Source organism: Zhihengliuella flava, from assembly GCF_015751895.1.
In the GTDB taxonomy this organism is placed as follows: domain Bacteria; phylum Actinomycetota; class Actinomycetes; order Actinomycetales; family Micrococcaceae; genus Zhihengliuella; species Zhihengliuella flava.
In genome coordinates this window covers 1,680,883-1,706,073 of record NZ_JADOTZ010000001.1, presented here as the reverse complement: position 1 = coordinate 1,706,073, position 25,191 = coordinate 1,680,883, and the positions used below count along the sequence as shown (strand labels likewise).

Sequence of the window (25,191 nt, the reverse complement as noted above, 5' to 3'; positions counted from 1 at the left end):
GGCGGGGCGCGGCAACCGATGCCGGCCGCCGCGCCCCCTCAGCCAACTACTCGGCGTAGCTGAGCAGGGCCACGCTGTCCGCTGACGTGCCGGCCAGCTGCGGCGCCCAGCCATCGTCACCCGCGAGGTAAGCCTCCCGCGTGAACTCAGCCGCCTCCGCGACCGACATCTGCGGACGGTCTTCCGAGTGGAACGAACCCGGACCCCGGTTGTGATGCTCGGCGAACCGGGCCTCCGTCCAGGAGAACCCGCTCATGTCCGTCCACGGGGAGGCCATGATGTGGTCCCCCAGCCGCGAGTCCCTCACGAGGACTTGGGCGATCGCGTTGGGGTCCCCGCCCGGGTGCCACGGCCTGCCCAGATGCACGGTCCGGCGCGCCGCCGTCGAGGCGAACTCGCACCCGTCGAACAGATAACCGTGCTTGATGGACTGATCCACGCTACTGGCCGTGACATAGCCATTGTTGGCCTCACCGCGGTCCAAGGACACGATCCGGCACGCGTCGAAGACGGCGGTGCCGCGGCCGAAGATGAAGTCCACGTCCCCCTCCACGAAGCAGGACTCGAACAGGAACCGCGCCTGCACGCCCGTGGACGGGGAATTGACGTAGAGCGTGTCCTGATGGCCGAGGCAGCGGACGTTGCGCAGCACCGAATAGTCCCCGGCCAGCCGCAGCGCCACCGCCTGCCGGCTGGTGATCTCCGGGTGCGCGGCCTCATCGAAATCATTCGCGAAGGTGAGGTTTTCCGCGTGAAAGTACGCGGCGTCAACCCGAATGGACGTGCTGCCCGTGGTCCCGTACGTCCCGCCCTCAGGGTGCGGCGTCCCGGAGGCGTTGTCATAGACCAACACCGTGTCCTCCGGCCGTTCGCCGAGCCCCAAGAACGTGACGCGTTCCTTGTCAGAGGGCACTCGCACGACCTCCCGGTATTCTCCGGGAGCAATCCGAATGACGGTCCGCTGGCCGCTGCGCGAGGCCACCGAGTCGACGGCCGCCTGCACGGACGTAAAGTCCCCGCCGGGCCCGACGTCGATGATCCGCGCCGCATCCACAGGCCGCTCGGGCGGCCAATACGTCTCGGTCAGCGGATCGATCTCCCGCTCGAGGCGCGTGAACCAGCTGCCGGGGGTCACGCCTTGAGCCACAAGATCCCGCGCCACCAACCGAGCCACGGCGAGCGCGCCCACGGCGTGGAAATGCGTGTTGTCCTCCCGCCCCTCCGGGTACTGCGGGTGCGCTCCCGGCTCGAGGTGCAGGAAATGGGACAGGGTCCCCTCCGGACCGAGCTGTTGCCACAGCTGCAGCGACAGCTCGGTCAGGTCCACCAACGGCGTCCCCGTGGACTCGGCCAGCTCACGCATGGCCCGCGGATATTCGCCGTGCGAGGTCTGCGCGATCCCCGCCGCATCGAACCGGCGACGCTCCACGGGCGTGACCAACACCGGGTGCGCCCCGGCCGAGCGCGCCGCCTCGAGGTACCGGCTCAGATACTCCTTAAACGTCGTGTCCGGGTCCGTGCCACGGTCGGGGTCCGAGGTCTTCTCATCGTTGTGCCCGAATGAAATGAGCAGGTAGTCGCCCGGGCGCATCATCTGCCGCACCGTCTCCAGCTTGCCCGCATCCGCGAAGCTCTTCGAAGACGCACCGGACCAGGCGTAATCGAACACCGAGGCCTTCGTGCCGGTGAGCAGGGCCAGCGCTTGGCCCCAGCCGGTGCGTGGGCGCAGCCCGTGCTCGTAGGCACTCGCCGTCGAGTCACCGACGACGAACACCACCGGCCCGCGCGCTGCACCACCCGCGGTGGTTGGAGTGACGGAAAACGACGACGTCGCCCCCGTGGCGTGTGCGCTGGCACCCGCGGACGCTAGCGCCGCCGAGCCCGCTGCGGCGCCGGCTGCGAGACCCAGTGTGCGCAGGACGGCGCGCCGGGAAAGCGTCGAAATCTCCCTCATCACTCCCCCGCCGTGAGGACGGGACCGGTGCCACGAGAGAGCAACGCCGGAATGGCCTGCGGCGCGTGGACTTTACCGCGCAACTGCGGCGTCCAGGATGCGTCCGCGGCGAGCTGGGTCTCGGCGTCGACCGCCGCATTGTGGGCGGCCAGCAGGTCCACCTGGTGGCCATTAAGCGTGTTGTGCGTTGCCGTGACCACCTCGCCGCGCCAGTTCTTCAACACCGATTCGGCGGCGATGTCACCCGTGATCGCGTTGTGGGACGCATGCAGATGGGACTCGGCGCCGACGCCGAACAGATAGCTGTACGGCACGTGCGCGCCGTCGGTGGCGATGAAGTGGTTGTTGTAGACGTCCACCTGGCCGTAGCGCACCCGCGGGGCCCGCTGGCCGATGTCCTTGAAGACGTTGTGATGGATGGTGACCTTCAGCTTGCCGGGATCCCCGCGGTCAGGCGAGTCCGTGGAGCCGATCAACATCAGCTTGTCGTGATCCTCGAACCGGTTGTAGGACATCGTCACGTAGGTGGAGCCGTTGGTGACATCCACCGCGCCGTCGTGCGTCTGGTAGGTCCGCCCGAAGTATTCGGGCAGTTCGTCGTCGAAGTTCGGGGCGTCCGTGAACGTGTTGTGATCCAGCCAGACGTTCTCGGAACCATTGATGATCTGCAGCAAGTCGTACTCGCTGTTCCAGTTCCCCAAGTCACCGTCCGTGGGATCCCACGCGGGGAAGCAGTCGCGCGAATCGCTGATGGTCAGGTTCCGGATGATGACGTTTTCCTGCTGGTTGACCCGGAGGGCGGCACCGGTGATGCCCGCTTCGGAGTCCGCACCGACGAGGGTGGTGTTGGAGGGGATGTCCCAGCGAATCCAGGCCTGCTGGTTCCCGGCCGCCGCGTCGCGGGCGTCCTCTAGCGCGCCGTAGGGTTCCTCGTCCCACCCCCAGGTCTCCGGCGCATACTCCTCAAGGTAGGCCTCGAAATCGTAGCCGGTGCCGGCCGCGTAGGCGTCACAGGACTGGGGAACACCGTCCGGGCCCTCGTTGCCGTCGATGACGCCGTAGACCCGGATGATCTTGGGGGCGTCGCCGGCGTCCTCGAACGCCGCGAGGAGTTCGGCGCGGGATTCGACGTCGTACACGTGTTCGCTGGCGGCCTCCGCGCCGCCCGTGGTGCCGGTGCCGGCCGAGCCCCACCCGTCGCCGTCCGGCAAGACCTGCCGCTCCAGCGCCGTCTGTTGGGTTTGGGCGCGAGGGTTCGCTTGGCCGCTCGGTGCGGCGCTCGCGGCGAGAGCGGTGCCGGCGATGAGGGCGGCGGACAGCGTCTCTGCTGCCGCGCCCCGAACGCGAAGGCTCGTGGTGGTGCGCATGTTCACTTTTCCTCCCGTGGAATGCAGTTCTGTGCCGCCCCGGCCTCACAACGCTGTGACCCCCATCACGTCCGGTCGACCTTTCGGAAGCTATCAGCAAGCGCATTCCCATGGAGAGGGGTCATGCCCGGTTGGCACAGCGTGAGTCCCGGAAGGATTGTGCTGACAGCACTTGACCGCGCGGGCCAGCGGGAGAACGATGGAGCCATCATGACTACCGTTAAAGCCTTTGGCGCCACCTCGGCGACCGACCCACTGACCCCCTTGTCCATCACCCGGCGCGCGGTGGGCCCGCGCGACGTGAACATCGCCATCCGCTACGCCGGCATCTGCCACAGCGACATCCACACCCTCCGCGAGGAGTGGGGGCCACTGACCTTTCCGCAGGTGGTGGGGCATGAGATCGTCGGTGAAGTCGTCGAGGTCGGCCCCGAGGTCACGCGCCACGCCGTCGGGGACCGCGTGGGCGTCGGCTGCATGGTCAACTCTTGCCGCGAGTGCGAGCAGTGCCAGGCGGGAAACGAGCACTACTGCCTGAACGGCAACACGCAGACCTACGGCTCCGTGGACCGGGACGGGAGCATCACCCAGGGCGGCTACTCCACGCACGTGGTCGTCGACGAGGACTTCGTCCTCACGGTCCCCGAGGCCCTGCCCTACGAATCCGCCGCACCGCTGCTGTGCGCGGGCATCACCACCTACTCCCCCTTGCGTCGCTGGCAGGCCGGACCCGGCACCAAGGTCGCCGTGGTCGGACTGGGCGGACTCGGCCACATGGCCGTGAAGATCGCGGTCGCCATGGGCGCCGAGGTCACCACCATTTCCCGCACCGCGTCCAAGCAGGAGGACGCGCTGGCCTTTGGCGCCACGCGCCATGTGGCCACCGGCGAGGACGGCGCGCTCGAGTCCCTCCGCGGATCCTTCGACCTGATCATCAACACGGTGAGCGCGCCCCTGGACATGGATGCCTACCTCGCCGCACTGGCTCCCGAGGGTTCCCTGATCAACGTCGGCGCCCCGCCGCAGCCCCTGCCGGTCTCCGTGTTTTCCCTGATCATCGGCGGGCGCACGTTTGCCGGGTCCAACATTGGGTCCATCGCCGAGACACAAGAAATGCTCGATTTCTGCGCCGAGCACGACATCTCCCCGGAGACGGAGCTCATCTCCGCCGAGCAGATCAATGAGGCCTACGAGCGCGTGTTGAGCAGCGACGTGCGCTACCGCTTCGTGATCGACACGGCCACGCTGTAGCGCAGGGTCCGACGACGGCGCCGCACCGGCCCAGTGCCCGGTGCGGCGCCGTCGTCGTTAATCGGGCTCCTGCCCGTCCGGCACCCACTCCAGCAGGTCGCCGGGCTGGCAGTCGAGCTCCCGGCAGATCGCCTCCAAGGTGCTGAATCGAATGGCCTTGGCCCGGCCGTTCTTGAGCACGGCCACGTTGGCGGGGCTGAGGCCCACGCGCTCGGCGAAGTCCCCGACGGCCAGCTTGCGCTGGGCCAGCTCGACGTCGAGCCGCACAACGATCGGCATTAGATGACCCCTTCCATCTCGGTGCGCAGCTCCACGGCCTGCTGTAGCAGGGCCCGCATCACCGCAATGAGGAGGAAGAGAACCACGCCCGCGAGCGCGATCACCATGAGGATCAGGACGATCCCGGGCGGGATGTCCGCGTCCGTGAAGCGAGCCAAGAAGCCGACGACGCCGGTGAAGAGCACCCACAAGGCCAGCGCCGCGCCGTAGGCCCAGAGGATGCCGGCCACCCAGCGGAAGGCGGTGGCGGAGAAGATGCTGCCGGCCTTGACGAGGCCCACCAGCCGCCACACGCAGTAGATGATGAATTGCAGGCACGCGCCACCCAGCAGCACGAGGGCGGGGATCGGCAGGGCCGCGTCGCCGCCCTCCGTGGCCTCGTAGATCACCGTGGCCACCATAAGCGCCTGGACCGCGAGGATGCCGGCAAAGAGGAGGACGAGCAGGACGCGCAGCGGCGTCACCAAGCGAGGAATCATGTATCGATGATCGCTCATAACCTATCGAAAATCAATAGGTCCCTGCGTGTTGCGCGCCGCGCCGCCCCCGCGCCCGCTAGTTGTAGACGTGCGGCGCCAAGGTGCCGATGAAGTCCAGGTTGCGGTACTTCTCGGCGAAGTCCAGGCCGTAACCCACCACGAACTCGTTGGGGCAATCGAAGCCCACATACTTCACATCAATCTCCACCTTGGCCGCCTCCGGCTTGCGCAGCAGCGTGCAGATCTCCACCGAGGCCGGGCCGCGGGACTCGAGGTTGGACTTCAGCCAGGACAGGGTCAGGCCGGAATCGATGATGTCCTCGACGATGAGGACGTGCTTGCCCATGAGATCCGTATCCAGGTCCTTGAGGATGCGGACCACCCCGGAGCTGGTGGTTCCGGAGCCGTAGGAGGAAACGGCCATCCAGTCCATGGTCACGTGCGAGTGCAGCGCCCGGGAGAGGTCCGCCATGACCATCACGGCGCCCTTGAGCACGCCCACCACCAGAATGTCCCGGCCCTCGTAGTCCTTGTCGATCGCGGCGGCCATCTCGGCGATCTTGTCCTGAATCTGATCCTTGGTGTAGAGCACGTGTGCCAGGTCGGCACTCACGTCGTTCGAATCCACGAAAGGGGCTCCTGAAATCTCTGGGGTCTTGGACGAGTCTTCTCTCGGCACCACGGGCGCCGGATGCGGCTACACCACCAAGGTTACCGCGCAATGAATCAGCGCGCCGCCCGCAGCACCAGCACCGGGGCGCGGTGCCCATACGCCGCACCATCGCGCACCCGGAAGGCCTCCACGTGCCCCGCCAACTGCACCGGCCCGGCCGATCCCCCGGCCGCGCAGAGCCTTTCCAGCGCCACCGTCCGCTCGTAGGTGGGCGAGAGCCCGCCCGCGGCGAGTGCGGCCTGCCGGAGCACCCGCCGCCTCAGCGGTGCGGCCAGCGCGCGCACGCCCTCCAGGCGGAGGACGACGGCGTCGGTCCCGGTCAGAACGAGCTCGCCGTAGGCGCGGCTCGCCTCCGCGTCGAGATAGTCGGCATCCGCGGCGGCCAGCCGGGCCGTCCGCGCCAGCGCGGCGTCGACCCCGGGGCCGAGGGTCGATTCGAGGTAGGGCAGCACGTCGAGGCGGATGCGATTGCGGGCCGCGACCCGCTCCGCGTTGGTCGGGTCCTGCCACGGGGTCAGGCCCGCGTGGGCGCAGATCGCTTCGGTGTCCGCGCGCCACACACCGTCCTCGGTCCCCGGCGCCCCGCCGAGGAACGGCCGCAGGATGCGCCCGCGCGCCGCAGGGATCCCGGCGAGCGCGCGAGTTCCGGACCCCCGCGCCAGTCCCAAGAGGACCTGCTCAGCCTGGTCGGAGAGGGTGTGCCCGGTGAGGATCGCCACGGGTCGGGACGACTCCTCTTCCCAGCGCCGGGCCGCCGCCTCCAGCGCCGCGTAGCGGGCCTCGCGGGCCTGCTCCTCGGTGCCGGGATCGGCGATCTGCGCCTCCACCACACGGGCGCTCAGCCCGAGCCCGCGGACCTGCTCGGCGGCGGTCGCAGCGGCTTCGGCGCTACCAGCTTGCAGGCCGTGATCGACGATGAGGGCGCAGGCTTCCACCTGCGCCGTGGACGCTAAGAACGCGGCCGCCGCCGCGAGCGCCAGCGAATCCGCTCCCCCGCTCACGGCGAGGAGAACGTGCGGTGCCGCGCCAGCGCTGGCGTCGTCGTCCTCTACACCACTGCCCGGGCACCCGTCCGCGCTCCAGCCGGCGAGCGCGGCGAGGACTCCGCGGCGGGCGGACGCGACGCAGGGCGGCAGATGCCCGCCCATCTAGGCGCTCATGCGCTGCACCCACGCGTCGGGATGGTGCAGCTCGTGCTCAGTGGGGAGGTGCTCGGCGCGCTCCCACACGCGGTTGAACGCCTCCAGTCCCGCCTGCTTCACCACGGCGTTGACGAAGCGCTGGCCGTCCGCGTACTGGCGCATCTTGGCGTCCAGCCCCAGCACCTTGCGCAGCCACTTCTCCAGCGGACCGCGGTCCTTGCCACGGGCGGCGAAGCGACGGCGGATGGTCTTCACGGTGGGGACGATCGAGGAATCCACCCCGTCCATGACCACGTTGGCGTGGCCCTCCAACAGGCTCATCACGGCCGTCAGGTGGCTCATGCGCTCTTGGTCCGCCGGCGAGCGCAGAATGCTGGCGAGCGACTGCTTTTCGCTCAAGACCTGCTGCAGCCGGTCGCTGAAAGATTCCGCCGTGTCCAGCATGCCGGTGACCAGCTGATCGATCTGCTCCAACAGGTGATCCCGCAGCCACGGGGCGGCGGCGAACTGCACCCGGTGGGTCTGCTCGTGCAGGCACACCCACAGGCGGAAGTCCGCCGGTTCCACGCCCAGTTCCCGCTCCACCTCCACGATGTTCGGGGCCACGAGCAGCAGGCGACCGGCCTCCGGAAGCTCCGGGCGGACCAGCGGCGCGAACGGGTCATACTGACCGAGCACCTTGGAGGAGAGGAAGGACAGGATGGCGCCCATTTCCGTGGCCGTGACGCGCGAGCCCACCTCCGTGGTCACCCCGGTGAGCTTGTCGCCGTGCTTGGCGGCCGCGGCACGTAAGGGGGCGTCGATCATGGCTTGGAAACTGAGCACGTTGGCCCGGGCCCAGCTGGCCCGGTCCACCACGAGCACCTCGGAATCGCGCAGGTCGGCGGCGGCGTCGAGCTGAGAAATCTGGTGGACGTGCGCGACGGCGGCGTCCGCGTGCGCGCGCAAGTCCGCGACGACCGCGGCCGCTTCGGCGGGGGTGAGCTTGGGGCCGGGCGTGCTGAGCGCCGCGCCGGTCTTGGCGGCGAGCCCAAAGTCGATGAGCTTGGCTTGCGGGGCGGGTGCCTGCGAAGTGTCCATGCGCCTATCGAATCACGAACGGTTGCCTCGCGGGGCTTACAGCCCTGCGAGCGCCGTCGCCGCGTCGTCGAGCGCATCCCGTGCCGGCCCCAGCGCCCCCGGGACGTCCCGGGCGAAGAAGGAAAAGGCCAGCAGCGCCCCGTCCTGAGTCGTCACGTACCCGGTGAGGGTGACGACACCGGTCAGCGTGCCCGTCTTGGCCCGCACCTTGCCGCGGGTCGCGTCGCCATCGAGGCGCGCGGACAGCGTGCCGGTGGCCCCGGCGACGGGCAGCACGTACGGCAGCTCGCGCAGCCCGCCGCTCGCGGAGACGGCCGAGGCGGTCATCACGCCGGCCAACTGCGCGGGCGTGACATGATTCGCCGCGGCCAGCCCGGACGCGTCCACGATGCGCATCCCCGCGGTGTCCACGCCCATGCGCTCCGCGGTGGCCGTCAGCGCCTGGGAGACCCCACCGAAGCTGGCCGCATGCCCGGATTCCAGCGCGACCAGCCGGCCCAGCGCCTCCGCGACGTAATTTTCCGAATCCTCCGTCATGACCCGCACCATCTCACCCGTGGTCGCCGAGTCCACCGCGGCGATTTCCGCCGCGCCCTCGGGGGCCGTGCCGCGCACCACGTCGGCACTGAGGGACGCGCCGGTCCCCTCCAGTTGCGCGCCCAGGGCCCGGTGGAACGCGAGGGCGGCGCTCATCCCGGGATCCGCGGCCCGGGTGGCAGCGTCCGCGGAGGTGTGCCCGGCGTAGAGGGCCAGGGGCATGACGGGGGCAATATGCTGCCCGGCCATGAGCGATTCATCCCAGTGCGGACTCAACGTGCTGCCGGCGAAGAGCGTGTCATCCAGCACCACGTTGAGCTCCCCCGCGCCGGACTGGGCGGTGATCCGCTCGGCCGCCTCGGCGGCGAGTTCCTCGAGCTTGGCCTGGGTCAGCAGCACGTCACCGTCACCCACCAGCACCACGTCCTGGCCCTCCCAGTGCACGCTGGTGCTCCGGCGCGCGTCCTCGCCGAGGACGGACAGCGACGCCGCCGCGGTCAGGGTCTTCAACGAGGAGGCGGGCACGCCCGGCTCGTCCGCGTCGGCGGCAAACAACGTCTGCCCCGAGGCGACGTCGACGACGGTTCCGGCGAGCTGCCCCGCCGCAGCGGCAGGCTGCGCGAAACGCTCCCCGAGCGCCGCGGCGACCGCCTCACGAGCCGGCCCCTCCGGCGTCGAGCCCGCGGAGCTCTGCTCCGCTGGCGGCGAGGCGACCGACGGCAGTTCCGTTTGGGGCTGCAGCGGGACCGTGCGGGTCAACAGGGCGGGCGTCAGCGGCAGCGCGGCGACGATCACGAGGGCGGCCATCATGACGGTGAGCAGGACCGCGGTGACGGCCTCAAAACCGCGTCGCATAGGCACCCCCGATGGCAACTGGACCAGCAAAATCTGTGTTGCGTGCGCCCTCGCCGTATACGCTGGCTGCAGCACTGTAAACCTTAGCCCCCGACGCATCGGCCCGCCCGCAGGCCGGCGGGGCACCAGCTCATCTGAGGAGACATCTTGAGCCACGACGTCACGATCGAGATCCCCACCGGATCCCGCGTCAAGTACGAGATCGACCACGAGACCCACCGCCTGCGCCTGGACCGCGTGCTGTTCACCCCGATGCAGTACCCCACCCACTACGGCTACTTCGACAACACCCTGGGTGAGGACGGCGATCCGCTGGACGCGATGGTGTGGATCCCGGGCGTGGACCTGATCCCGGGCGTCGTCGTCGAGGCCCGCCCGATCGGCGTGTTCAACATGACGGACGACGGCGGCGGCGACGCGAAGCTGCTGTGCGTGGCGGACGACAAGCGCTTCGACCACATCAAGGAGCTCGAGGACGTGGACGAGTGGCTGCTGAAGGAGATTGAGCACTTCTTCACCCGCTACAAGGACCTGGAGCCCGGCAAGTGGGTCAAGGCCGAGGGATGGCAGGGCCGCGAGGCTGCCGAGGCGGAGCTGGCCGCCTCGATCGAGCGCTTTAAGGGCTAGTCGCTCACGACCTTCTTGCGCGGGGCGGTGACCTTCGGGTCGCCGCCCCGCGGCGTGTACAGACCAGCCCACTCTCGCGGGGCGACGGTGTGACGCAGCGAAATGGTCTCTGGGCCGCGGGGAGCGTTTAATAGTGCGGGTGTCCGATTCCTCGCGCCCACGCCTGATCCCGATGACCCCGCTACAGCAGCTCCGCGCGCCCCGGACGGCCCGCCGGCTACTGCACTTGGTGGGTGGGATTGCGCTGCTGGGGTCCGGAGTGGGCCTCTTCGTTCAAGCCGGGCTCGGTGTCTCCCCCTGGGACGTCCTGCATCAGGGCCTCAGTAACCGGCTCGGCCTCAGCTTTGGCACGGTCATTGTGCTGGTGGGCCTGGTCATCCTGCTGCTGTGGATTCCCATGAAGCAGTGGCCCGGGCTCGGCACCGTGGTCAACACGTTCGCCGTCGGGCCGGTCGCAGACCTCGTCATCCGGTGGCTGCCCACCCCGGACCCGCTGGCGGTGAAGATCGCGCTCATGGCGGTGGCCACCGTGCTCATGGCCCTCGGCACCGCCCTGTACATCGGCGCCCAATACGGCGGCGGCCCACGCGACGGCCTGATGACCGGTCTGCATTTCAAGACAGGCCTCAGCGTGCGTCTGATCCGCACCCTGATGGAGCTGTCCGCCCTGGGCGTCGGCTGGCTGCTCGGGGGCGTGGTGGGCGTCGGCACCGCGGTGTTCGCGCTGTCGATCGGCCCCCTGACGCAGTTCTTCTTCCGCTGGTGCGTGGTGGATATCAGCCGCGGACGCCGGTAAGCGGCGCACGGCCGCGCACCTCGTCCCACGCCTCGGCCAGCCGTGGCAGCGCCCATTCCAGCTCCTGCTGCGACTGGGCAAACGGGATCCGCATCCAATGCTCGAGCCCGTGATCGGCCACCGCGAACGTGGACCCTGGAGCTAGGAGGACGCCGCGCCGCGCGGCCGCCGCCGTGAGTCGCGTGGAGGCCGGCTCCGGCAGTTCGAACCAGAGCGAGAGCCCGCCGGCCGGACGCCGGACGCGCCAGTCCGCCAGCAAGTCTGCGGCCTGCTCGATAACGAAATCCCGCGTGGAGCGCAGTTGCCGGCGCGTGTGCGGTGCCAGCGACGAGGAGCGCTGCATGAGCCGGGCGAGCACCAGCTGGTCCAGCACGGGCGCCCCGAGGTCGAGGTTCATGCGCACCCGCGCCAACGCGCCGATCAGCGCGTGCGGGGCCCGAATCCACCCCAGCCGCAAACCACCCCAGTGGGACTTGCTCGCACTGCCGACGGTCACCACGTCACGGGAGAACGCGGCCAGCGGGAGCACGTCCGGCTCCTCGTCCAGCCACAGCTTGGCGCAGGTCTCGTCCACGATTCCGGTGGCTCCGGCGGCCCGCAAGGCGGCGACCCAGCGCTCGCGGGTCTCGTTCGACGCCAGCGTCCCCACGGGGTTGTGAAAGTCCGGCAGGCAGAGCATGGCCCGGGCGCCGCTGGAGCGCAGGGCACCGGTGACCGCCTCGACGTCGGTCCCCTCCGCCGTGATGGGGACCGCGGCAACCCGGACCCCGTGGTGACGCAAGGAGGTGACGCTGTTGGGGTAGGTGGGGCTTTCGGCGAGCGCGACGCCGCCGGGGCGCAGCAGGAGCCGGGCGGCCGCGGCCACGCCGGCGAGCGCACCGGCGGTGACCACGATCTGCTCGGGATCGGTGGGCACGCCGCGCGCCGCGTAATCGGCGGCAATGGCCTCCCGCAGGGCGGGCACTCCGAGGGGAAAATAGCCCATCCCGCCGATGTAGGCCGGAAGCTCATCGAGCGCCTCCTGGTAGACCTCGGCCAGCCCCACGGGGGCCGACGGCGCGGCGCACGTGAGGTCGACGGCGGTCGGCGTGCCCTCGTCGTCGGACCCGCCCCGACTGCCGCCGTGCGGCCCGAATCCGCCCAACGGCAGCGGCTCCCCGCCCCCGGCGACGGGGCCGCCCGGAACCTGAGCGATGGTGCCGGCGCCGACGTGGGCGCTGGCGTAGCCGCGGTCGCGCAGCTCGGCGTAGGCGCGGGAGACGGTGGTACGGCTGAGCCCGAGGGCGGTGACCAGCTGGCGTTCGCTGGGCAAGGCCGTGCCGTGGAGCAGCCGGCCGTTGGCGATGAGCTGGCGGATCGAGTCGGCGAGCCAGGCATACGCGGGCCGCGAGGCATCCGGAGAACCCAGCATGGCCGCTAGGCGATGGCTGCCCAGCCGGCGGCTGGGCGTGACGGTGCTCATAGAGCCATTCTGCTCGAATTGGCTATTTTTTCAAGGGCCAATAAGCCGCAGAGTGGAGGCATGGCCCAGACATCGCACCCCCAGCTCCTCCCACTCACTCCCCTCCAGCAGCTCCGCGCCGGGCGACTCGCCCTGCGGCTGACCAACCTGATGGTGGGGCTCACGCTGTTCGGCGTCGCCATGGCCGTCTTCGTCCGCGCCGGCCTGGGGCAGGCACCGTGGGACGTGCTGCACTACGGCCTCAGCACGCGCCTGCCCCTGAGCATCGGCACCATCATCATCCTGGTCGGCCTCCTGGTCCTGCTGCTCTGGATCCCCCTGAAGCAATGGCCCGGGCTGGGGACCATCGTCAACGCCGTCTGGATCGGGGTCGCCGCGGACGCCACGCTGTGGCTCCTTCCACCGATCGAGTCACTCGCATGGCAGGTGACCGCGATCGCGGCGGCGCTCGTGATCAACGGGCTCGGCGGCGCCCTCTACATCGGCGCCCAATTTGGCCCCGGACCGCGCGATGGCCTCATGACCGGCGTGCACCTGCGCACGGGCCTCAGCATGCGGCTGGTGCGCACGGTGGTGGAGGTCAGCGTGCTGGCGATCGGCTGGACGCTCGGCGGGATCTTCGGCGTCGGCACCGTGGCCTATGCGCTCCTCATCGGCCCGCTGACCCAATTCTTCCTACGCTGGACGGTGGTGGACCTGAGCCCGGCGCGCCCGGAGACGGGCCCACTGCCCGCCGTCGAGCCCGCGCGGTAGGCACGCCTAGTGCCCGCAGCCGCAGCCGCCCGCCGGCTCCTCCGTGGAGACGAGCTGGCTGACCGGCTGGGCGCAGGCCTCGCCGCGCCAGGCTTCCAGCCCTTCCCGCACCGCAAACCCGGCGATCGCCAGCGCCGCGACGGGATCGGCCCACGCCCAGCCGAGCACCGCGTTGAGCAGGAGGCCGATCAGCAGCGCGGCGGAGAGATAGGAACAGATCAGCGTCTGCTTGGAGTCCGCGACGGCGGAGGCGGACCCGAGCTCGCGCCCCGTCCGCCGCTCGAACCAGGACAGTAGCGGCATCACGGCGAGGCTCGCCGCGGCCAAGGCGATGCCGATGCCAGACGGCTGGGCCTCGCCCCCACCGGCGAACGCGCGGACCGCATCCAGAACGACGACGCCGGCGAGGCCGAAGAAGGAGATCGCAATGAGCCGCAGGGCTGGCTTTTGCCGTCGCTGGGGATCCGCGGCCGCGAACTGCCACGCGACGGCGGCCGCGGAAAGCACCTCCACGATGGAATCGAGCCCGAAGCCCAGCAGCGCGCTGGAGGACGCGGCGGCACCGGCACTGAGCGCGACGATCGCCTCGATGACGTTGTAGGTGATGGTTCCGGCGACGATCCAGCGGATGCGCCGGATCAGCGTGCGGCGTCGTTCGGGACTCAGCGCAGCAGCCGTGGGTGTCCGTCTCATGGGCATCGGCACCCGTCGGGGCCGCAGCACTGGGGGTCAACCTGCAGGGTGAGCGCGGCCAGTGCGTCGATCGCCTGGGCGAGGCCGTCCCACGTCAGCCGGTATAGCTGGCTGCGCCCCTGCCGCTCGGCCTCGACGAGCCCGCACCCGCGCAGGCACGCGAGGTGGTTGGACACGGCCTGCTTGCTGGCCCCGAGCAGCGCCACCAGGTCCGACGGCGTGGCCGCGCCAGCGCGCAGCCGCACCAGAATGCGCGCCCGGCCCGGGTCAGACAGGGCGTAGCCGAGGCGAGCCACGGCGCGGGCATGCGTTTCGGTCAAGGTCTCCACCCGACAACAGTACACAAAACTATGTACTGTTGAAATCGCTCCCCACCGGTCCCCGAATCCGGCGACACCCCGGTGGCATACTGAGGCGCATGTACGTTGTGACGATCAACCAGCGGGACACTAGGACTGCGGGCGACCGGGTGGACGAGCTGATCCGCGCCCTGCGCGACGTGCCGACGGCGCTGGCGTTCCACCGCTCGGTCGGGGATGAGGCCATCGGCATCGTCTCCGACCCGGCCCACGCCATCACCGCCGCACTCCTGGCGCTCCGGCAGCAGCGCTGGAACATCGGCATCGGCGCGGGCAGCCTGCACGAGCCCCTGCCCGACGAGCTCGACGACGTGCGCGGCCCGGCCATCGTTCACGCCCGCCGCGCGGTCACCGCCGCACAGAAGGCCGGGGACCGGGTGCCGCTCGCCGTCGCCGGAAACGCCGCCGATCAGGCCGAGGAAGCCCAAGCGGTCCTCCGCCTGATCGGCCACCTCGTGGCCCACCGGACGGAGGCCGAATGGGCCGTCGTCGACCTCTTCACCCACGGGGTGCGCGGGCAACAAAAGGACATCGCCGCCGCGCTGGGGATCACGGCCCAGGCCGTATCCAAGGCCATTGCGCGCTCCCGCATTGAGGACCAGGCGGCCGCGCTCCCGGCCGCGGCGCGCCTGCTGACCCTCGCCGCGGGCTAGCCGGACCCGCGGCCACGCGGCGGCTACTGCTGAGCCGCCGCTTCCTCGGCCACGCCGGTCCCGAGGACCTCGCCGTTCTCATCGAGCGCCTCGACCGCCACGTACTGGGCCTCGTCCGGGACCGTCAGGCTGGTCTCGAAGGACTCGCGGTCCACGACCTCGCCCGCAGTGGCACTGGCCTCGTCCTCGCCGGTGACGAGCCGCCACTGCGCCACCTCGGTGGCACCGTTCCAGGAGACGTACGCCGTGCGCGCCCCGTCGTCGTCCTGCACGACGACGTCCGGCGAGGTCGCCGGGCGGCCCTCCCACTCGAAGGTGTAGGAGCGGTAGCTGGTTCCGTTGCCCTTATAGTCCTCGCCGTAGCAGTCCGAGCCGTGGCAGACGTCCCGCAACAGCTCACCCTCGTTGGTGTATTCGGAGAACAGGGGAGCCATGCCCCAGCCGATGTGGACGGTGCCGTCCTCAAGCTCCTGCAGGTTGGCCATGGCGAAGCCCACGCGCTCCTCCGGCGGCAAGTATTCAGTGTGAACTGAAGCGGTCATCGCCTCTTCATCCACCTCCAGCCGCAGCCCACGGGAGGATTCCTTGGCCCCCGGATCGTGGGAGTGGTTGTCGAGCAGGGTGATCGTCCCGTCCGGGGAGCGCTTGGCGTCATGCTGCCACGAGAACGTGGCGCCCTCGCCCATCTCGAAGTCGCTGTCCGCTCCGCCGAGCTTCCATTCCACCTCGCCGGTGTCCCGGTTCAGCTTGTACACGGTGTGGGTGTGGCGGGCGGAGACCAGCAGGTTGCCGTCGTCGTCCTCCGTGATGGAGTTGATGTGGAAGTAGTCGTACGGGTACTCCTCGGACGGGAACGCGGGGGCGTCCTCGTTCTCCTCGGCATCCTCCTCGGCGCTCTTCGCCTCGTCCCCGTAGTCGAACATCGTCTCGCTCAGCGGGATGTGTTCGATGGCGCTCCACTCGAAGAGGACCTCGCCGGTCTCAATGTCGATCTCCTGAATGACCGCGTCTTCCACCCAGCCGTCGGTGGGGCCGCCCACCTCGCTCAGGTCATGCTGCTTGGGCACGTAGGCGCCCAGCAGCATGGTCCCCTCCTCGGTAATCACCGTGTCGTGGAAGTCGGCGTTCCCGGCCCCGACGTCTGCCGTGGTGGTCACGCGGGCCACCTCTTCGTAGGACTCGTCCAGCATGACGATCTCGCCGTTGCCGCGCCCCTCGCGGCTGCTGCCGAGGAAGTAGGTCAGCACCGGTTCGCCCTGATACTCCTGCACGCGCAGGTCAAAAATATCGTCGTCGAGGTCATCGTCCTCGGCGGTCTCCATCCACACCGGCTCGCCCGCCGCGTCCAGGATCAGGGCGCCATCGCTGGGCTGTTCCGTGTCGAAATTCGGGGTCAGGAAGGTGTACCCGTCCGAGGCCTCGTCCGAATCCTCCCGCACGTCGACCACAGGCGGCGCGAGGTCCGGCCGCGAGACGTAGCTGTGGTGCGGGACAGCTTGCTTGTCCTCCTCTGGCGTTTCCGTGGCTCCGCATCCGGCCACGGCCCCCATGAGCACGGCGATCGCGGAGCCGGCGAGGGCTCGAGACGCCACGGACGATCGATTTTTAGACGGGTTCGACATAATTTCAACCTTGGCACCGCGCGCCCGGGCCAACAATGCGCGACGCCGGACACACAGGGATCTCCCAGCTTTCCTACCGGCCCCTTGACCTTGACGCTGCGTCAACTTCTACGCTGAAGGCATGACGCACCGCGAATACCCCATTGCCGAGGTGGCCCGGCTCGCCGGGACCACCAGCCGCACCCTGCGGCATTACGACGACGTCGGCCTCCTGCCGCCGTCGCGCGTGGGACACACCGGGTACCGGTACTACGACGACGACGCGCTGCTCCGCCTGCAGCGCATCCTGCTCCTGCGGCAACTCGGGTTGCCGGTGCGGCAGATTCAGGACGTCCTCGCCGCCGAAGGACCAGCGACGGCGTCGTCACCGCGAGGGCGCGCGGCATCAGCGGCCGCTCTGCGCCTGCACGCGGCCGAGCTACGCCGCCAGCAGGAGCGCTTGCAGCGGCAGTTGGCGGCCGTGGAACACACACTGACAACACTGGAAGGAGGTGGTGAGCTCGTGGCAGAGAACATGTTTGACGGGTTCGACCACACGCAACACAAGGACGAGGTCACGGAGCGCTGGGGCGCTCAGGCCTATCAGGACTCTGACCGCTGGTGGCGGTCCATGGGCCGCGAGGAGCAGGCCGCGTGGCAGGAGACCACGCGCCAGCTCGGAGCGGACTGGGCGGCTGCCGCGGCAGCGGGCACGGACCCGGCCTCCGCGGCAGCCCAAGAGCTGGCGGCCCGCCACGTCGCGTGGCTCTCCGGCATCCCGGGGACACCGGGAGCCGGAGGCGAACCGGACACGGGCTACATTCTGGGGCTGGCCGACATGTACGTCGCGGACCCGCGGTTCGCCGCGAACTACGGCGGCGCCGAGGGCGCGGAGTTCGTCCGGGCCGCGCTGCGGGAGTGGGCCGGGCGCTAGCGCAGGGCCGGGGCGTCGTCGTCGATCAGGCCATTGAGGACCAGCGCCAGACCGTCCTCTTCCACGGGGGCGGTCACCTCGTCGGCGGCGGCCTTGACCTCCTCCGGGGCCTGCCCCATGGCGATGCCGCGGTGCGCCCACTCCAACATCTCGATGTCGTTGCGGCCGTCGCCCGCGGCGATCGTGTCCTCGGGGGCGACGCCCAGCTTCTGACGCAGCGCCTCGAGCGCGGTGGACTTGTTCACGCCCTGAGCGGCGATGTCCAGCCAGGCGGTCCACCCGACGGAATAGGTCACGCCCTCGAGCCCGATGCTGCGCACGGCCTGGCCGAACTCCTCCGCCGTGGAATCCGTGGAGAACACCACGAGGCGCGTGGCGGTGGCGCGCATCATCTCGTGCACGCTCACGCCCTGGGCCTCGACGCCGAAGCTGGCGTCCTGGAAGCGCTCGGTGGAGAGGAAATTTCCCTGGTCATCCTCCAGCGCGTACTTCGCCGTGGGCAGGGATTCGCGGATGGCGCGCAGGGCCGGGGCCGGGTCGAACGTCCTCCGGTCGATCACCTCATACCCGTCCGGCAACGCGGTGTCGATCCGCAGGGTCACGCCGCCGTTGGAGCAGACCGCGTAGCCGCGCTCCACCCCGAGCAACTCAACGATCGGGAGGGTGGCGCCGAGGGACCGGCCCGTGGAAATCACCACGGTGTGGCCCGCATCGACGATTCCGCGGGCGGCCTCGCGGACCACCTGAGACATGTGGCCCTGGTGGTTTACCAGGGTTCCGTCAACGTCCAGACCGATCATCTTGGTGCTCATGGCACCAGTCAACCACTGCTGCGCCCCGGCCGCGATTCGCGGCTCGCGGCCGGGGCGCACGCTCCGTCACAGTTCACCGGCGCCTTACCTGCGGTTCAGAGAACGGGCAGGACGTCCAGGCCGCCGAGGTACGGGCGGAGGGCGGCCGGCACGGTGACGGATCCGTCCGCGTTCTGGTGCTGTTCCAGAATGGCCACGATCCAGCGGGTGGTGGCCAGCGTGCCGTTGAGCGTGGCGACGGCGCGCGTCTTCCCTGGCTTGCCGTCCGGCCCCACCTGGCGTTCGCGGATGTTCAGGCGCCGGGCCTGGAACGTGGTGCAGTTCGACGTCGACGTCAGCTCGCGGTACTTGCCCTGCGTCGGCACCCAGGCCTCGCAGTCAAACTTGCGGGCGGCGCTCATGCCCAGGTCTCCGGCCGCCGTGTCAATAACACGGTACGGCAGTTCGACGGCGGCGAGCATCTGCTCCTCCCACGCCAGCATGTTCTGGTGCTCCGCTTCCGCGTTGTCCACGGACGTGTAGATGAACATCTCCAGCTTGTTGAACTGGTGCACGCGAATGATGCCGCGGGTGTCCTTGCCCGCGGAACCGGCCTCGCGCCGGTAGCAGGAGGACCAACCGGCGTAGCGGGTGGGCCCGGCGGAGAGGTCGATGATCTCGTCCGCGTGGTAGCCCGCCAACGCCACCTCGGACGTACCCGTCAGGTAGAGGTCGTCCCGCTCGAGGCGGTAGATCTCGTCATCGTGCTCCACATCGAAACCGGTGCCCTGCATGGTCTCCGGGCGGACCAAGGTCGGCGTCATCATGGGCGTGAAGCCGTTCTTCAGGGCCAGATCGAGGGCCATGTTCATCAGGGCCAGCTCGAGCCGGGCGCCGGCGCCCTTGAGGAAGTAAAAGCGCGATCCGGAAACCTTGGCGCCGCGCTCCATGTCAATGGCGCCAATGAGCTCGCCGATCGCCAGGTGATCCCGCGGCTCGAACCCCTCGGCCGCGAAGTCGCGCGGCTCGCCGACGTGCTTGAGGACCGTGAAGTCGTCCTCGCCGCCGGAGGGGACGCCGTCGGCAATGAGGTTTGGGAAGGCGCGCTGCAGGGTAGTCAGCTCCGTCTGCGCGTCGTCTGCGGCGGCCTCGGCGGCCTTGACCTGCGCGGCCAGCTCCTTGACCTCGGCCAAGAGCGCCTGCTTCTCATCACCCTGGGCCTGGGCGACCTTCTTGCCGAACGCCTTCTGCTCGGCGCGCAGAGACTCAAAGGCGGCGATGGAGTCGCGCCGGGAGGTGTCCGCGGCGATGATCCTCTCCACCAAGGACTCGTCCGCACCGCGGGCACGTTGCGAGGCACGGAACAGGTCAGGATTCTCTACGAGTTCTTTTACGTCGATCACCCCTACAGCGTATCGAACCCCGCTAGTCTGAGTGCATTATGCAGCTGGAGATCCTTGCCTTGTTATTGGTGGGTGTGGCGGTCATCGTCGCCGTCGTCGCCCTCCTCTCCGTGCGCGCCCTGAAATCCCGTCTGCGGGACATGGAAGCCGCGGCCCCGGCGGAGGGCGAACCGCAGGCCACCGAACGCATCGGCGTGGTCATCAACCCGTCCAAGAAGACGGCGGCGTTGGCCTTGGAACGTCTGAACCGGGCCTGCGCCCATTCGGGGCGGGAGGCGCCACGGGTCTATCGGACCACGCCCGAGGATCCGGGATACGCCATGGCGCGGGCCGCGCTCGAGGACGGCTGCACCACCGTGATCGCCGGCGGTGGCGACGGCACGGTGCGCGCCGTCGCGGAGGTGATGACGGGCCGCGAGGAGATCCTGGCCTTGTTGCCGCTGGGCACGGGCAACCTGCTGGCCCGCAACCTGGAGATCAACGTGGACGACGACGACGCGTGGCTGGCCAGCGCGCTGTTCGGTTCCGTGCGCCGCATCGATGCCGCGCGCGTGCGCCTGAGCCGGCAGGACGGCAGCACCGAAACCAAGGAGTTCGCGGTCATCGCGGGCATCGGGTTCGACGCGGAGATGATGGACGCCACCGATTCGGACCTGAAGGCCCGGATCGGCGCCCTGGCCTACGCCGAGGCCGGGTTCCGTCAGATGCGCGGGGCGCGCCGCACGGTGCGGATGCAGCTGGATGACGGCCCGGAGCAGGAGGTGCGGGCGCGGTCCGTCATGATCGCCAACTGCGGCCGGCTCCAGGGTGGCGTGCAGCTAGCGCCCAACGCACGGATCGATGACGGCACCCTCGACGTGGTGGTGATGAGCCCGCGCTCCCTCATGGGGTGGGGCTGGATCATGCTCAAGGGCATGGTGCGCCACACCAGCCGCCGGGACCCCATCATCGGTTTCTCCCAGTGCCAGCGCGTTCGCCTCAGTGTTGACGAGCCCATCGCCGCCCAGCTCGACGGGGACACGGACGGCTCCGTCACCCAGATCGAGGTCGAGGTCCTGCCTGACGCGCTGACCGTGCGCTGCTAGGACGGCCCAGGCCTATCCGCCGCGGCGGAGGGACTCGATCCACTCGTGCGCGGCGGCGAACGCCTCGTCCGTGTTGTGCCGGGCCGGCGAGGGGACGTCGATCAGCGCCTCACCCGCGGCCGGGTACGAGCCGAGGAACCGCAGGTCCGGGCTGATCCGGTGGAGGCCGGCCAGCGCGTCCGCCATGCGGGCCTCATCAATGTGCCCGTGGGTGTCGACGGAGAAGAAGTAGTTGCCCAGCCCCGCCCCGGTGGGGCGCGACTCGATCCGGGAAAGGTTCACGCCGCGGGCAGCGAACTGCTCCAAGATTTCCATCAGGCCACCCGGGCGGTCCTCCGGCAAGGGGATCACGACGGTGGTCTTGTCCCGCCCGCTCGGCGCCGGCAGCGACCCGGGACGGCGCACGAGGACGAAGCGCGTGACCGCGCCGGTATTGTCCTCGACGCCGCGGCGCAGCACGGTCACTGGCTGCTCCTGGGCCACCAGCGGCGAGCAGATACCGGCGTCGACGCCGGACTCCGGGTCCAGAACGGCCAGCGCCCCCGCGGCCGTCGACGCCGCCGGAATGAATTCCGCTTCCGGCATATTCAGCTCCGACCACCCGCGGCACTGCGCCCACGCGTGCCCGTGCGTCGCCACGATGCGAATCTGCGCGGGAGACTCGATGCCTTCCCGCACCACCAAATCGAACGTGATGGGTACCAGGGCCTCGGCAACGATCTGCAGCGCGCCGCCCGTGGCGATCGCATCCAACGTGGCGGAGACCCCGCCCTCGACGGAGTTCTCGATCGGCACCATGGCCGCGTCGGCGGCTCCATCGCGCACGCGCTCCAGCGCATCGTTGACGCTCGTCGCCGGCACGCGCTCGGCGTCGGCGGCTCCCGGGATCTGAAGCAGAGCGGACTCGGTGAAGGTCCCCGCCGGGCCCAGGTACGTGTAGATCATCGGACGGTGGGCTCCTCGCCGTTCTCGCTGGTCATCGGCAGCCCGGCCTCCAGCCACGCGTCGGAGCCGCCGGCCACGTTGAAGGCCGTGTAACCGTTGCCGGTCAAGAAGGCCGCCACCTGCGCCGACCGCCCGCCGGTCCGGCAAATCACGTACGTGTCCTCGTCCGGGTCCAGATCGTCGAGGCGCTCGGGGACCTCGTTCATCGGGATATGGGTGGCCTCCGTGGCATGGCCGGCCTCCCACTCGTAGCCTTCGCGCACATCGAGGATCTTGGCACCCTGGGGCACCTCGGTCACCTGAACGGTCTCAAACTGGCTCATCTGACACTCCTGAATCGTCGTCTCCCGCGCGGCGGGCTGGCAGCGCCCCCAGCCTATAGTGCGTGCGCCCGCACCCGCCGAAGGTTTACGCTCGCAGAGGAGCCAGCCGACCCCCGCGCCCGACGCGGCCCCGCCGGCGGCTCGCACCGCGCCACGACCCCGAGGGAGCACCTATGCAGTTTGAGGAATACACGGTCCGCTCCGTGCGTGAGGCCCTGCTCTCCGGCGAACTGTCCGCGCGCGAGGTCACTGCCGCCGCGCTCGACGTCGTAGCCGAGACGAACCGCAGCCTCGGCGCCTTCGTCCACGTCTCCGCGGATGCGGCGATGCGGACGGCCGCCGCCCTGGACCGCGCGTATGCGCGCACGGCACCGGAGGCACGACGCCGCAGCCTCGGCGCCCTGCACGGCGTTCCCGTGGCGTGGAAGGACCTCTGGGACGTCGCCGGGACGCCCACGGCACGCGGCACGGCCGCGCTCGAGCCCGCCGTGGCCACCAGCAACTCCGCGATCGTGGATCAAGTGCACGCCCACGGCGCAGTGAGCTTGGGCAAGACGACGGTCCCGGAGTTCGGGCTCTCCTGCTATTCAGAGAATCTCATCGAACCGCCCTCTCGGAACCCCCTGAACCCGGCCCTGACGTCCGGCGGCTCCAGCGGCGGTAGCGCGGCGGCGGTCGCCGCGGGCATGCTGCCCGGGGTCGTCGGATCCGACGCCGGCGGCAGCGTCCGGATCCCCGCCTCAGCGTGTGGACTGGTGGGACTGAAACCGGGCTACGGCGTCGTTCCCGCGGACCGCCGGGCCGCCCGAGCGGTGGATCGGTGGGCGGACACCCGTGCCGGAGACTTCCTCGTGACCGCCACCAACGCCCCCCGGCTGCCCGTGTCCGGGCCGATCACCCGCGACGCCGCGGACGCCGGAGCGCTGTTTGACGTGATGATGGGTACCACCGCCGCCGATGGCGCCGGACGGTTCGAGGCCGCCGCGCTCTCCCGAGGCCCGGGGCGGCCGCTCCGCATCGGACTCTCCACGGCGAGCCCGTTCGAGGGGACGTATGAGGTGTCTCTGTCCACCGAGGCACGGGCGGCCCTCGACGCCGGCGTGACGGCCCTCGGGCAGGCCGGTCACCACGTGGAGGAGGCGGGCCTGAGGTACGACGGACGCTACGCGGACGCCTTCTACACCACCTGGACGTCCGGCCTGGCGGACGCGCCCCTGGCCGAGGGCGCCGAACAGCGGCTCGGGGTCTTGGCCCGGGACTTCCGCGCCGCGGCGCTGAAGCGGTCCGCAGCCCAGACCCACGCGGCGGCCAACGTTCTGCTCGATGTGGCGCGAGGCTTCCGCGCCGCGTGGGGTGAGTACGACGTCGTGCTGACGCCAGCGATGGCGCGCACACCGCCACCCGTCGGCTACTTCACCGGCCTGGGCGATGGCCGGCCGCACGATGGGGCGACGGACTACCGGCTGCAGTGCCAATACACCCCCTACACGTCCATGGTGAACGTCAGCCAGCTGCCGGCCCTCGTACTCCCCACCCTGCGCACGGGTGAGGGGCTCTCGATGGGCGTTCAGCTCATTGGCCGGGCTGGCTCCGAGGCGCAGCTGCTCGCCGTGGCCGGTCAGCTGGAACAATACCTGGCGCCCTAGGAGCGTCCGGCGCCTCGAGCGGGCTCTGCCTTAGGCCCCCGCGGGCTGGCGGCGCAACGGGCAGGAGGGGACCGCGAACCAGCACACAGCCGCGCCCACCCCCAGCAGTCCCGCCACGGCGGCGACCACCAGGTTCGCGGGTGCCGGAAGCTCTTGAACAAGCACCAGAACGCCCATCGCCAAGACGAAGTACCCAAACCCCCGGCGGAGCACCGCCTCGGGGATGCGCCCGGCCAGGCGGGCGCCAAGGAACGACCCGGCGACAGCCGCGGCGGTCACCCCTGCCACGAGCACCCAGTCGAGGGAGACACTCGTGAGGTATCCCGCGAGGCCCGCAACGGACTTCATAGCGATCACCACAAGTGAGGTGCCGACCGCGACGGGCATGGACAGTCCGCCCAGCAGCACGAGCGCGGGCACCACGAGGAATCCTCCGCCCGCACCGACGAGCCCGGTCACGAGCCCGACGACGGCGCCCTCTGCGATCACCTTGCCCCAGCGTCTCCGGCCGCCCGTGGGGCCGGGCTCCGGCGGCTTCTTGCGTCCGCGGATCATCGCCAGCGAGGTGGCCACCATCATGAGCGCAAAGGCGATCATCAGCACGACGCCCGGGATGCGTCCGCCCAACAGGCCGCCGACGTAGGCCCCGGCCATGCCCGCCGCACCAAAGGTGACGCCGGTGCGCCACTGGACGCGGCGCCGTCGGGCATGGCTGACCACGCTCACCGCCGAGGTCACGCCAACGACGAACAGTGAGGCGGCCACGGCCTCACGCGGCTCGAGCCCCACCACGTAAGTAAGGATCGGCACGGTAAGGATGGAACCGCCGCCACCCAAGAGGCCGAGCGACACCCCGATCAGTACGGACAGCCCCAGGCCGACGAGCGTCAGCACCGTCATGACTAGCCCTGAGCCGTGAGCTGGGTGAGCACCGAGGACAGCGTGGGCTCCTCGGCGGAGGCGTTCCACGGCAGCTTGGACAGGGCCGATCCCATCGCACAGGTATTGGTGGCGGCCGAGAAGGTCAGCCCGGCGCCAATGGCCCCCGCGACCGCGCGCAGCTGGGGAGCCACGAAGCGGCCTCCGGCGAGGCCGATGACCACGAGGGACCCCGCAACCATCCGGACCTGACGCTCTAGGGCCCAGCGCTGGGCGCCGCGGACCACCGCGCCGGAAACGTTGCGATATCCGGGGACGCCCCCCGTGAGCACGCGGGCCGCCGGTAGCCCGGCCTGGGCCAGGTTGGCCTGCGCTTCGGTGGCGCGAACGCCCGACTGGCAGGCCAACACCACCGGTCCGGACAGGGCCTTCGCGACCTCCGCGGCGTGCTGCCGCAGGAGGGGCAACGGCACGTTGACCGAGCCGTCGATGTGCTCGGACTCGAACTCCGCGGCGGACCTGACGTCGAGCACACGGAGGGGGGTGCCGGCGTCGTGGTGTTCCTTGAGCTCTGCGGCGCTGATGGTTCGGTGTTCAGTGGTCATACGCGATCTCTCTCTGTGG

Annotated in this window: 26 protein-coding genes; 8 read left to right on the top strand and 18 right to left on the bottom strand. The window is 70.0% G+C overall.

Features of this window, described 5'->3' with window-relative positions; translation table 11 throughout:
* Positions 1-46: 46 nt before the first annotated feature.
* A complete protein-coding gene (locus IW252_RS07900; RefSeq protein WP_196836056.1) occupies positions 47-1,954 on the bottom strand; it encodes a pectinesterase family protein in 1,908 nt (635 codons plus the stop codon).
* Entirely contained in the window at positions 1,954-3,321 is a 1,368-nt protein-coding gene (locus IW252_RS07895; protein ID WP_196836055.1) for a pectate lyase family protein, read from the bottom strand. Before IW252_RS07895 ends, IW252_RS07900 begins: the two co-directional genes overlap by 1 nt.
* A gap of 210 nt (positions 3,322-3,531) precedes the next feature.
* Here IW252_RS07895 and IW252_RS07890 point away from each other — a divergent pair, with 210 nt between their 5' ends.
* On the top strand, positions 3,532-4,572 hold the full coding sequence (locus IW252_RS07890; RefSeq protein WP_196836054.1) for an NAD(P)-dependent alcohol dehydrogenase: 1,041 nt from the start codon (positions 3,532-3,534) through the stop codon (positions 4,570-4,572).
* A gap of 57 nt (positions 4,573-4,629) precedes the next feature.
* Here the strand turns inward: IW252_RS07890 and IW252_RS07885 are convergent, their stop codons facing one another.
* The 6 genes from IW252_RS07885 to dacB all read right to left on the bottom strand — a co-directional run bounded on the left by IW252_RS07885 (position 4,630) and on the right by dacB (position 9,617).
* Positions 4,630-4,851 carry a helix-turn-helix domain-containing protein gene (locus IW252_RS07885; RefSeq protein WP_196836053.1) on the bottom strand — a complete coding sequence of 74 codons (222 nt, stop codon included), beginning with the start codon at positions 4,849-4,851 and terminating at the stop codon, positions 4,630-4,632.
* Positions 4,851-5,348 carry a DUF2975 domain-containing protein gene (locus IW252_RS07880; protein ID WP_196836052.1) on the bottom strand — a complete coding sequence of 166 codons (498 nt, stop codon included), beginning with the start codon at positions 5,346-5,348 and terminating at the stop codon, positions 4,851-4,853. Before IW252_RS07880 ends, IW252_RS07885 begins: the two co-directional genes overlap by 1 nt.
* Positions 5,349-5,406: 58 nt before the next feature.
* The gene (hpt, locus tag IW252_RS07875; protein WP_196836051.1) at positions 5,407-5,958 is read right to left on the bottom strand and encodes a hypoxanthine phosphoribosyltransferase; all 552 of its coding nucleotides are present in this window, start codon (positions 5,956-5,958) and stop codon (positions 5,407-5,409) included.
* Positions 5,959-6,056: 98 nt separating this feature from the next.
* Positions 6,057-7,151: a tRNA lysidine(34) synthetase TilS gene (gene tilS, locus IW252_RS07870; protein ID WP_196836050.1), complete on the bottom strand. Its 1,095-nt coding sequence runs from the start codon at positions 7,149-7,151 to the stop codon at positions 6,057-6,059.
* Positions 7,152-8,225, bottom strand: a complete 1,074-nt coding sequence (locus IW252_RS07865) for a zinc-dependent metalloprotease (protein ID WP_196836049.1) — start codon at positions 8,223-8,225, stop codon at positions 7,152-7,154.
* Between the two features lie 36 nt (positions 8,226-8,261).
* Positions 8,262-9,617 carry a D-alanyl-D-alanine carboxypeptidase/D-alanyl-D-alanine endopeptidase gene (dacB, locus tag IW252_RS07860; RefSeq protein WP_196836048.1) on the bottom strand — a complete coding sequence of 452 codons (1,356 nt, stop codon included), beginning with the start codon at positions 9,615-9,617 and terminating at the stop codon, positions 8,262-8,264.
* A gap of 147 nt (positions 9,618-9,764) precedes the next feature.
* Here dacB and IW252_RS07855 point away from each other — a divergent pair, with 147 nt between their 5' ends.
* Both IW252_RS07855 and yczE (IW252_RS07850) read left to right on the top strand, forming a co-directional pair.
* Positions 9,765-10,244: an inorganic diphosphatase gene (locus tag IW252_RS07855; RefSeq protein WP_196836047.1), complete on the top strand. Its 480-nt coding sequence runs from the start codon at positions 9,765-9,767 to the stop codon at positions 10,242-10,244.
* Between the two features lie 139 nt (positions 10,245-10,383).
* Positions 10,384-11,040 (top strand): membrane protein YczE, encoded by a 657-nt coding sequence (gene yczE / locus IW252_RS07850; protein WP_331271486.1) that lies wholly within the window; start codon positions 10,384-10,386, stop codon positions 11,038-11,040.
* Here yczE (IW252_RS07850) and yczR read toward each other — a convergent pair.
* Positions 11,021-12,502 (bottom strand): MocR-like transcription factor YczR, encoded by a 1,482-nt coding sequence (yczR, locus tag IW252_RS07845; protein ID WP_196836046.1) that lies wholly within the window; start codon positions 12,500-12,502, stop codon positions 11,021-11,023. The two genes, yczE (IW252_RS07850) and yczR, sit on opposite strands and share 20 nt — an antisense overlap.
* 60 nt (positions 12,503-12,562) lie before the next feature.
* Here yczR and yczE (IW252_RS07840) point away from each other — a divergent pair, with 60 nt between their 5' ends.
* Positions 12,563-13,255 carry a membrane protein YczE gene (gene yczE, locus IW252_RS07840; RefSeq protein WP_196836045.1) on the top strand — a complete coding sequence of 231 codons (693 nt, stop codon included), beginning with the start codon at positions 12,563-12,565 and terminating at the stop codon, positions 13,253-13,255.
* Between the two features lie 6 nt (positions 13,256-13,261).
* Here yczE (IW252_RS07840) and IW252_RS07835 read toward each other — a convergent pair whose 3' ends face one another.
* Positions 13,262-13,948: a cation diffusion facilitator family transporter gene (locus IW252_RS07835; protein WP_196836044.1), complete on the bottom strand. Its 687-nt coding sequence runs from the start codon at positions 13,946-13,948 to the stop codon at positions 13,262-13,264.
* Positions 13,945-14,277 (bottom strand): ArsR/SmtB family transcription factor, encoded by a 333-nt coding sequence (locus IW252_RS07830; protein ID WP_196836043.1) that lies wholly within the window; start codon positions 14,275-14,277, stop codon positions 13,945-13,947. The genes IW252_RS07835 and IW252_RS07830 overlap by 4 nt, the downstream gene beginning before the upstream one ends.
* An 89-nt stretch (positions 14,278-14,366) precedes the next feature.
* Between IW252_RS07830 and IW252_RS07825 the strand changes: the two genes are divergently transcribed.
* Positions 14,367-14,960, top strand: a complete 594-nt coding sequence (locus IW252_RS07825) for a hypothetical protein (protein ID WP_196836042.1) — start codon at positions 14,367-14,369, stop codon at positions 14,958-14,960.
* Positions 14,961-14,983: 23 nt separating this feature from the next.
* Here IW252_RS07825 and IW252_RS07820 read toward each other — a convergent pair whose 3' ends face one another.
* Positions 14,984-16,552, bottom strand: a complete 1,569-nt coding sequence (locus tag IW252_RS07820) for an arylsulfotransferase family protein (protein WP_196836041.1) — start codon at positions 16,550-16,552, stop codon at positions 14,984-14,986.
* Positions 16,553-16,703: 151 nt separating this feature from the next.
* On the opposite strand from IW252_RS07820, the gene IW252_RS07815 reads away from it, so the two are divergent.
* Entirely contained in the window at positions 16,704-17,495 is a 792-nt protein-coding gene (locus IW252_RS07815; protein WP_196836040.1) for a MerR family transcriptional regulator, read from the top strand.
* Here the strand turns inward: IW252_RS07815 and IW252_RS07810 are convergent.
* Together IW252_RS07810 and serS are read right to left on the bottom strand one after the other, a co-directional pair.
* Complete coding sequence (locus tag IW252_RS07810; protein ID WP_231365954.1) at positions 17,492-18,307, bottom strand: HAD family hydrolase; 816 nt, start codon at positions 18,305-18,307, stop codon at positions 17,492-17,494. The genes IW252_RS07815 and IW252_RS07810 overlap by 4 nt on opposite strands.
* Before the next feature lie 95 nt (positions 18,308-18,402).
* Complete coding sequence (serS, locus tag IW252_RS07805; protein WP_196836039.1) at positions 18,403-19,689, bottom strand: serine--tRNA ligase; 1,287 nt, start codon at positions 19,687-19,689, stop codon at positions 18,403-18,405.
* A 38-nt stretch (positions 19,690-19,727) separates the two neighbouring features.
* Here serS and IW252_RS07800 point away from each other — a divergent pair, with 38 nt between their 5' ends.
* Complete coding sequence (locus IW252_RS07800) at positions 19,728-20,774, top strand: diacylglycerol/lipid kinase family protein (protein WP_196836038.1); 1,047 nt, start codon at positions 19,728-19,730, stop codon at positions 20,772-20,774.
* Positions 20,775-20,786: 12 nt separating this feature from the next.
* Here the strand turns inward: IW252_RS07800 and pheA are convergent, their stop codons facing one another.
* Together pheA and IW252_RS07790 are read right to left on the bottom strand one after the other, a co-directional pair.
* On the bottom strand, positions 20,787-21,719 hold the full coding sequence (gene pheA, locus IW252_RS07795) for a prephenate dehydratase (protein WP_196836037.1): 933 nt from the start codon (positions 21,717-21,719) through the stop codon (positions 20,787-20,789).
* Complete coding sequence (locus IW252_RS07790; protein ID WP_196836036.1) at positions 21,716-22,042, bottom strand: rhodanese-like domain-containing protein; 327 nt, start codon at positions 22,040-22,042, stop codon at positions 21,716-21,718. The genes pheA and IW252_RS07790 overlap by 4 nt, the downstream gene beginning before the upstream one ends.
* 173 nt (positions 22,043-22,215) lie before the next feature.
* Between IW252_RS07790 and IW252_RS07785 the strand changes: the two genes are divergently transcribed.
* Positions 22,216-23,688: an amidase gene (locus IW252_RS07785; protein WP_196836035.1), complete on the top strand. Its 1,473-nt coding sequence runs from the start codon at positions 22,216-22,218 to the stop codon at positions 23,686-23,688.
* 30 nt (positions 23,689-23,718) lie between these two features.
* Here the strand turns inward: IW252_RS07785 and IW252_RS07780 are convergent, their stop codons facing one another.
* Positions 23,719-24,588, bottom strand: coding sequence for a sulfite exporter TauE/SafE family protein (locus IW252_RS07780; protein ID WP_196836034.1), 870 nt, complete (start codon positions 24,586-24,588; stop codon positions 23,719-23,721).
* Positions 24,589-24,590: 2 nt separating this feature from the next.
* Positions 24,591-25,172: a rhodanese-like domain-containing protein gene (locus IW252_RS07775; protein WP_196836033.1), complete on the bottom strand. Its 582-nt coding sequence runs from the start codon at positions 25,170-25,172 to the stop codon at positions 24,591-24,593.
* Between the last annotated feature and the right edge of the window lie 19 nt (positions 25,173-25,191).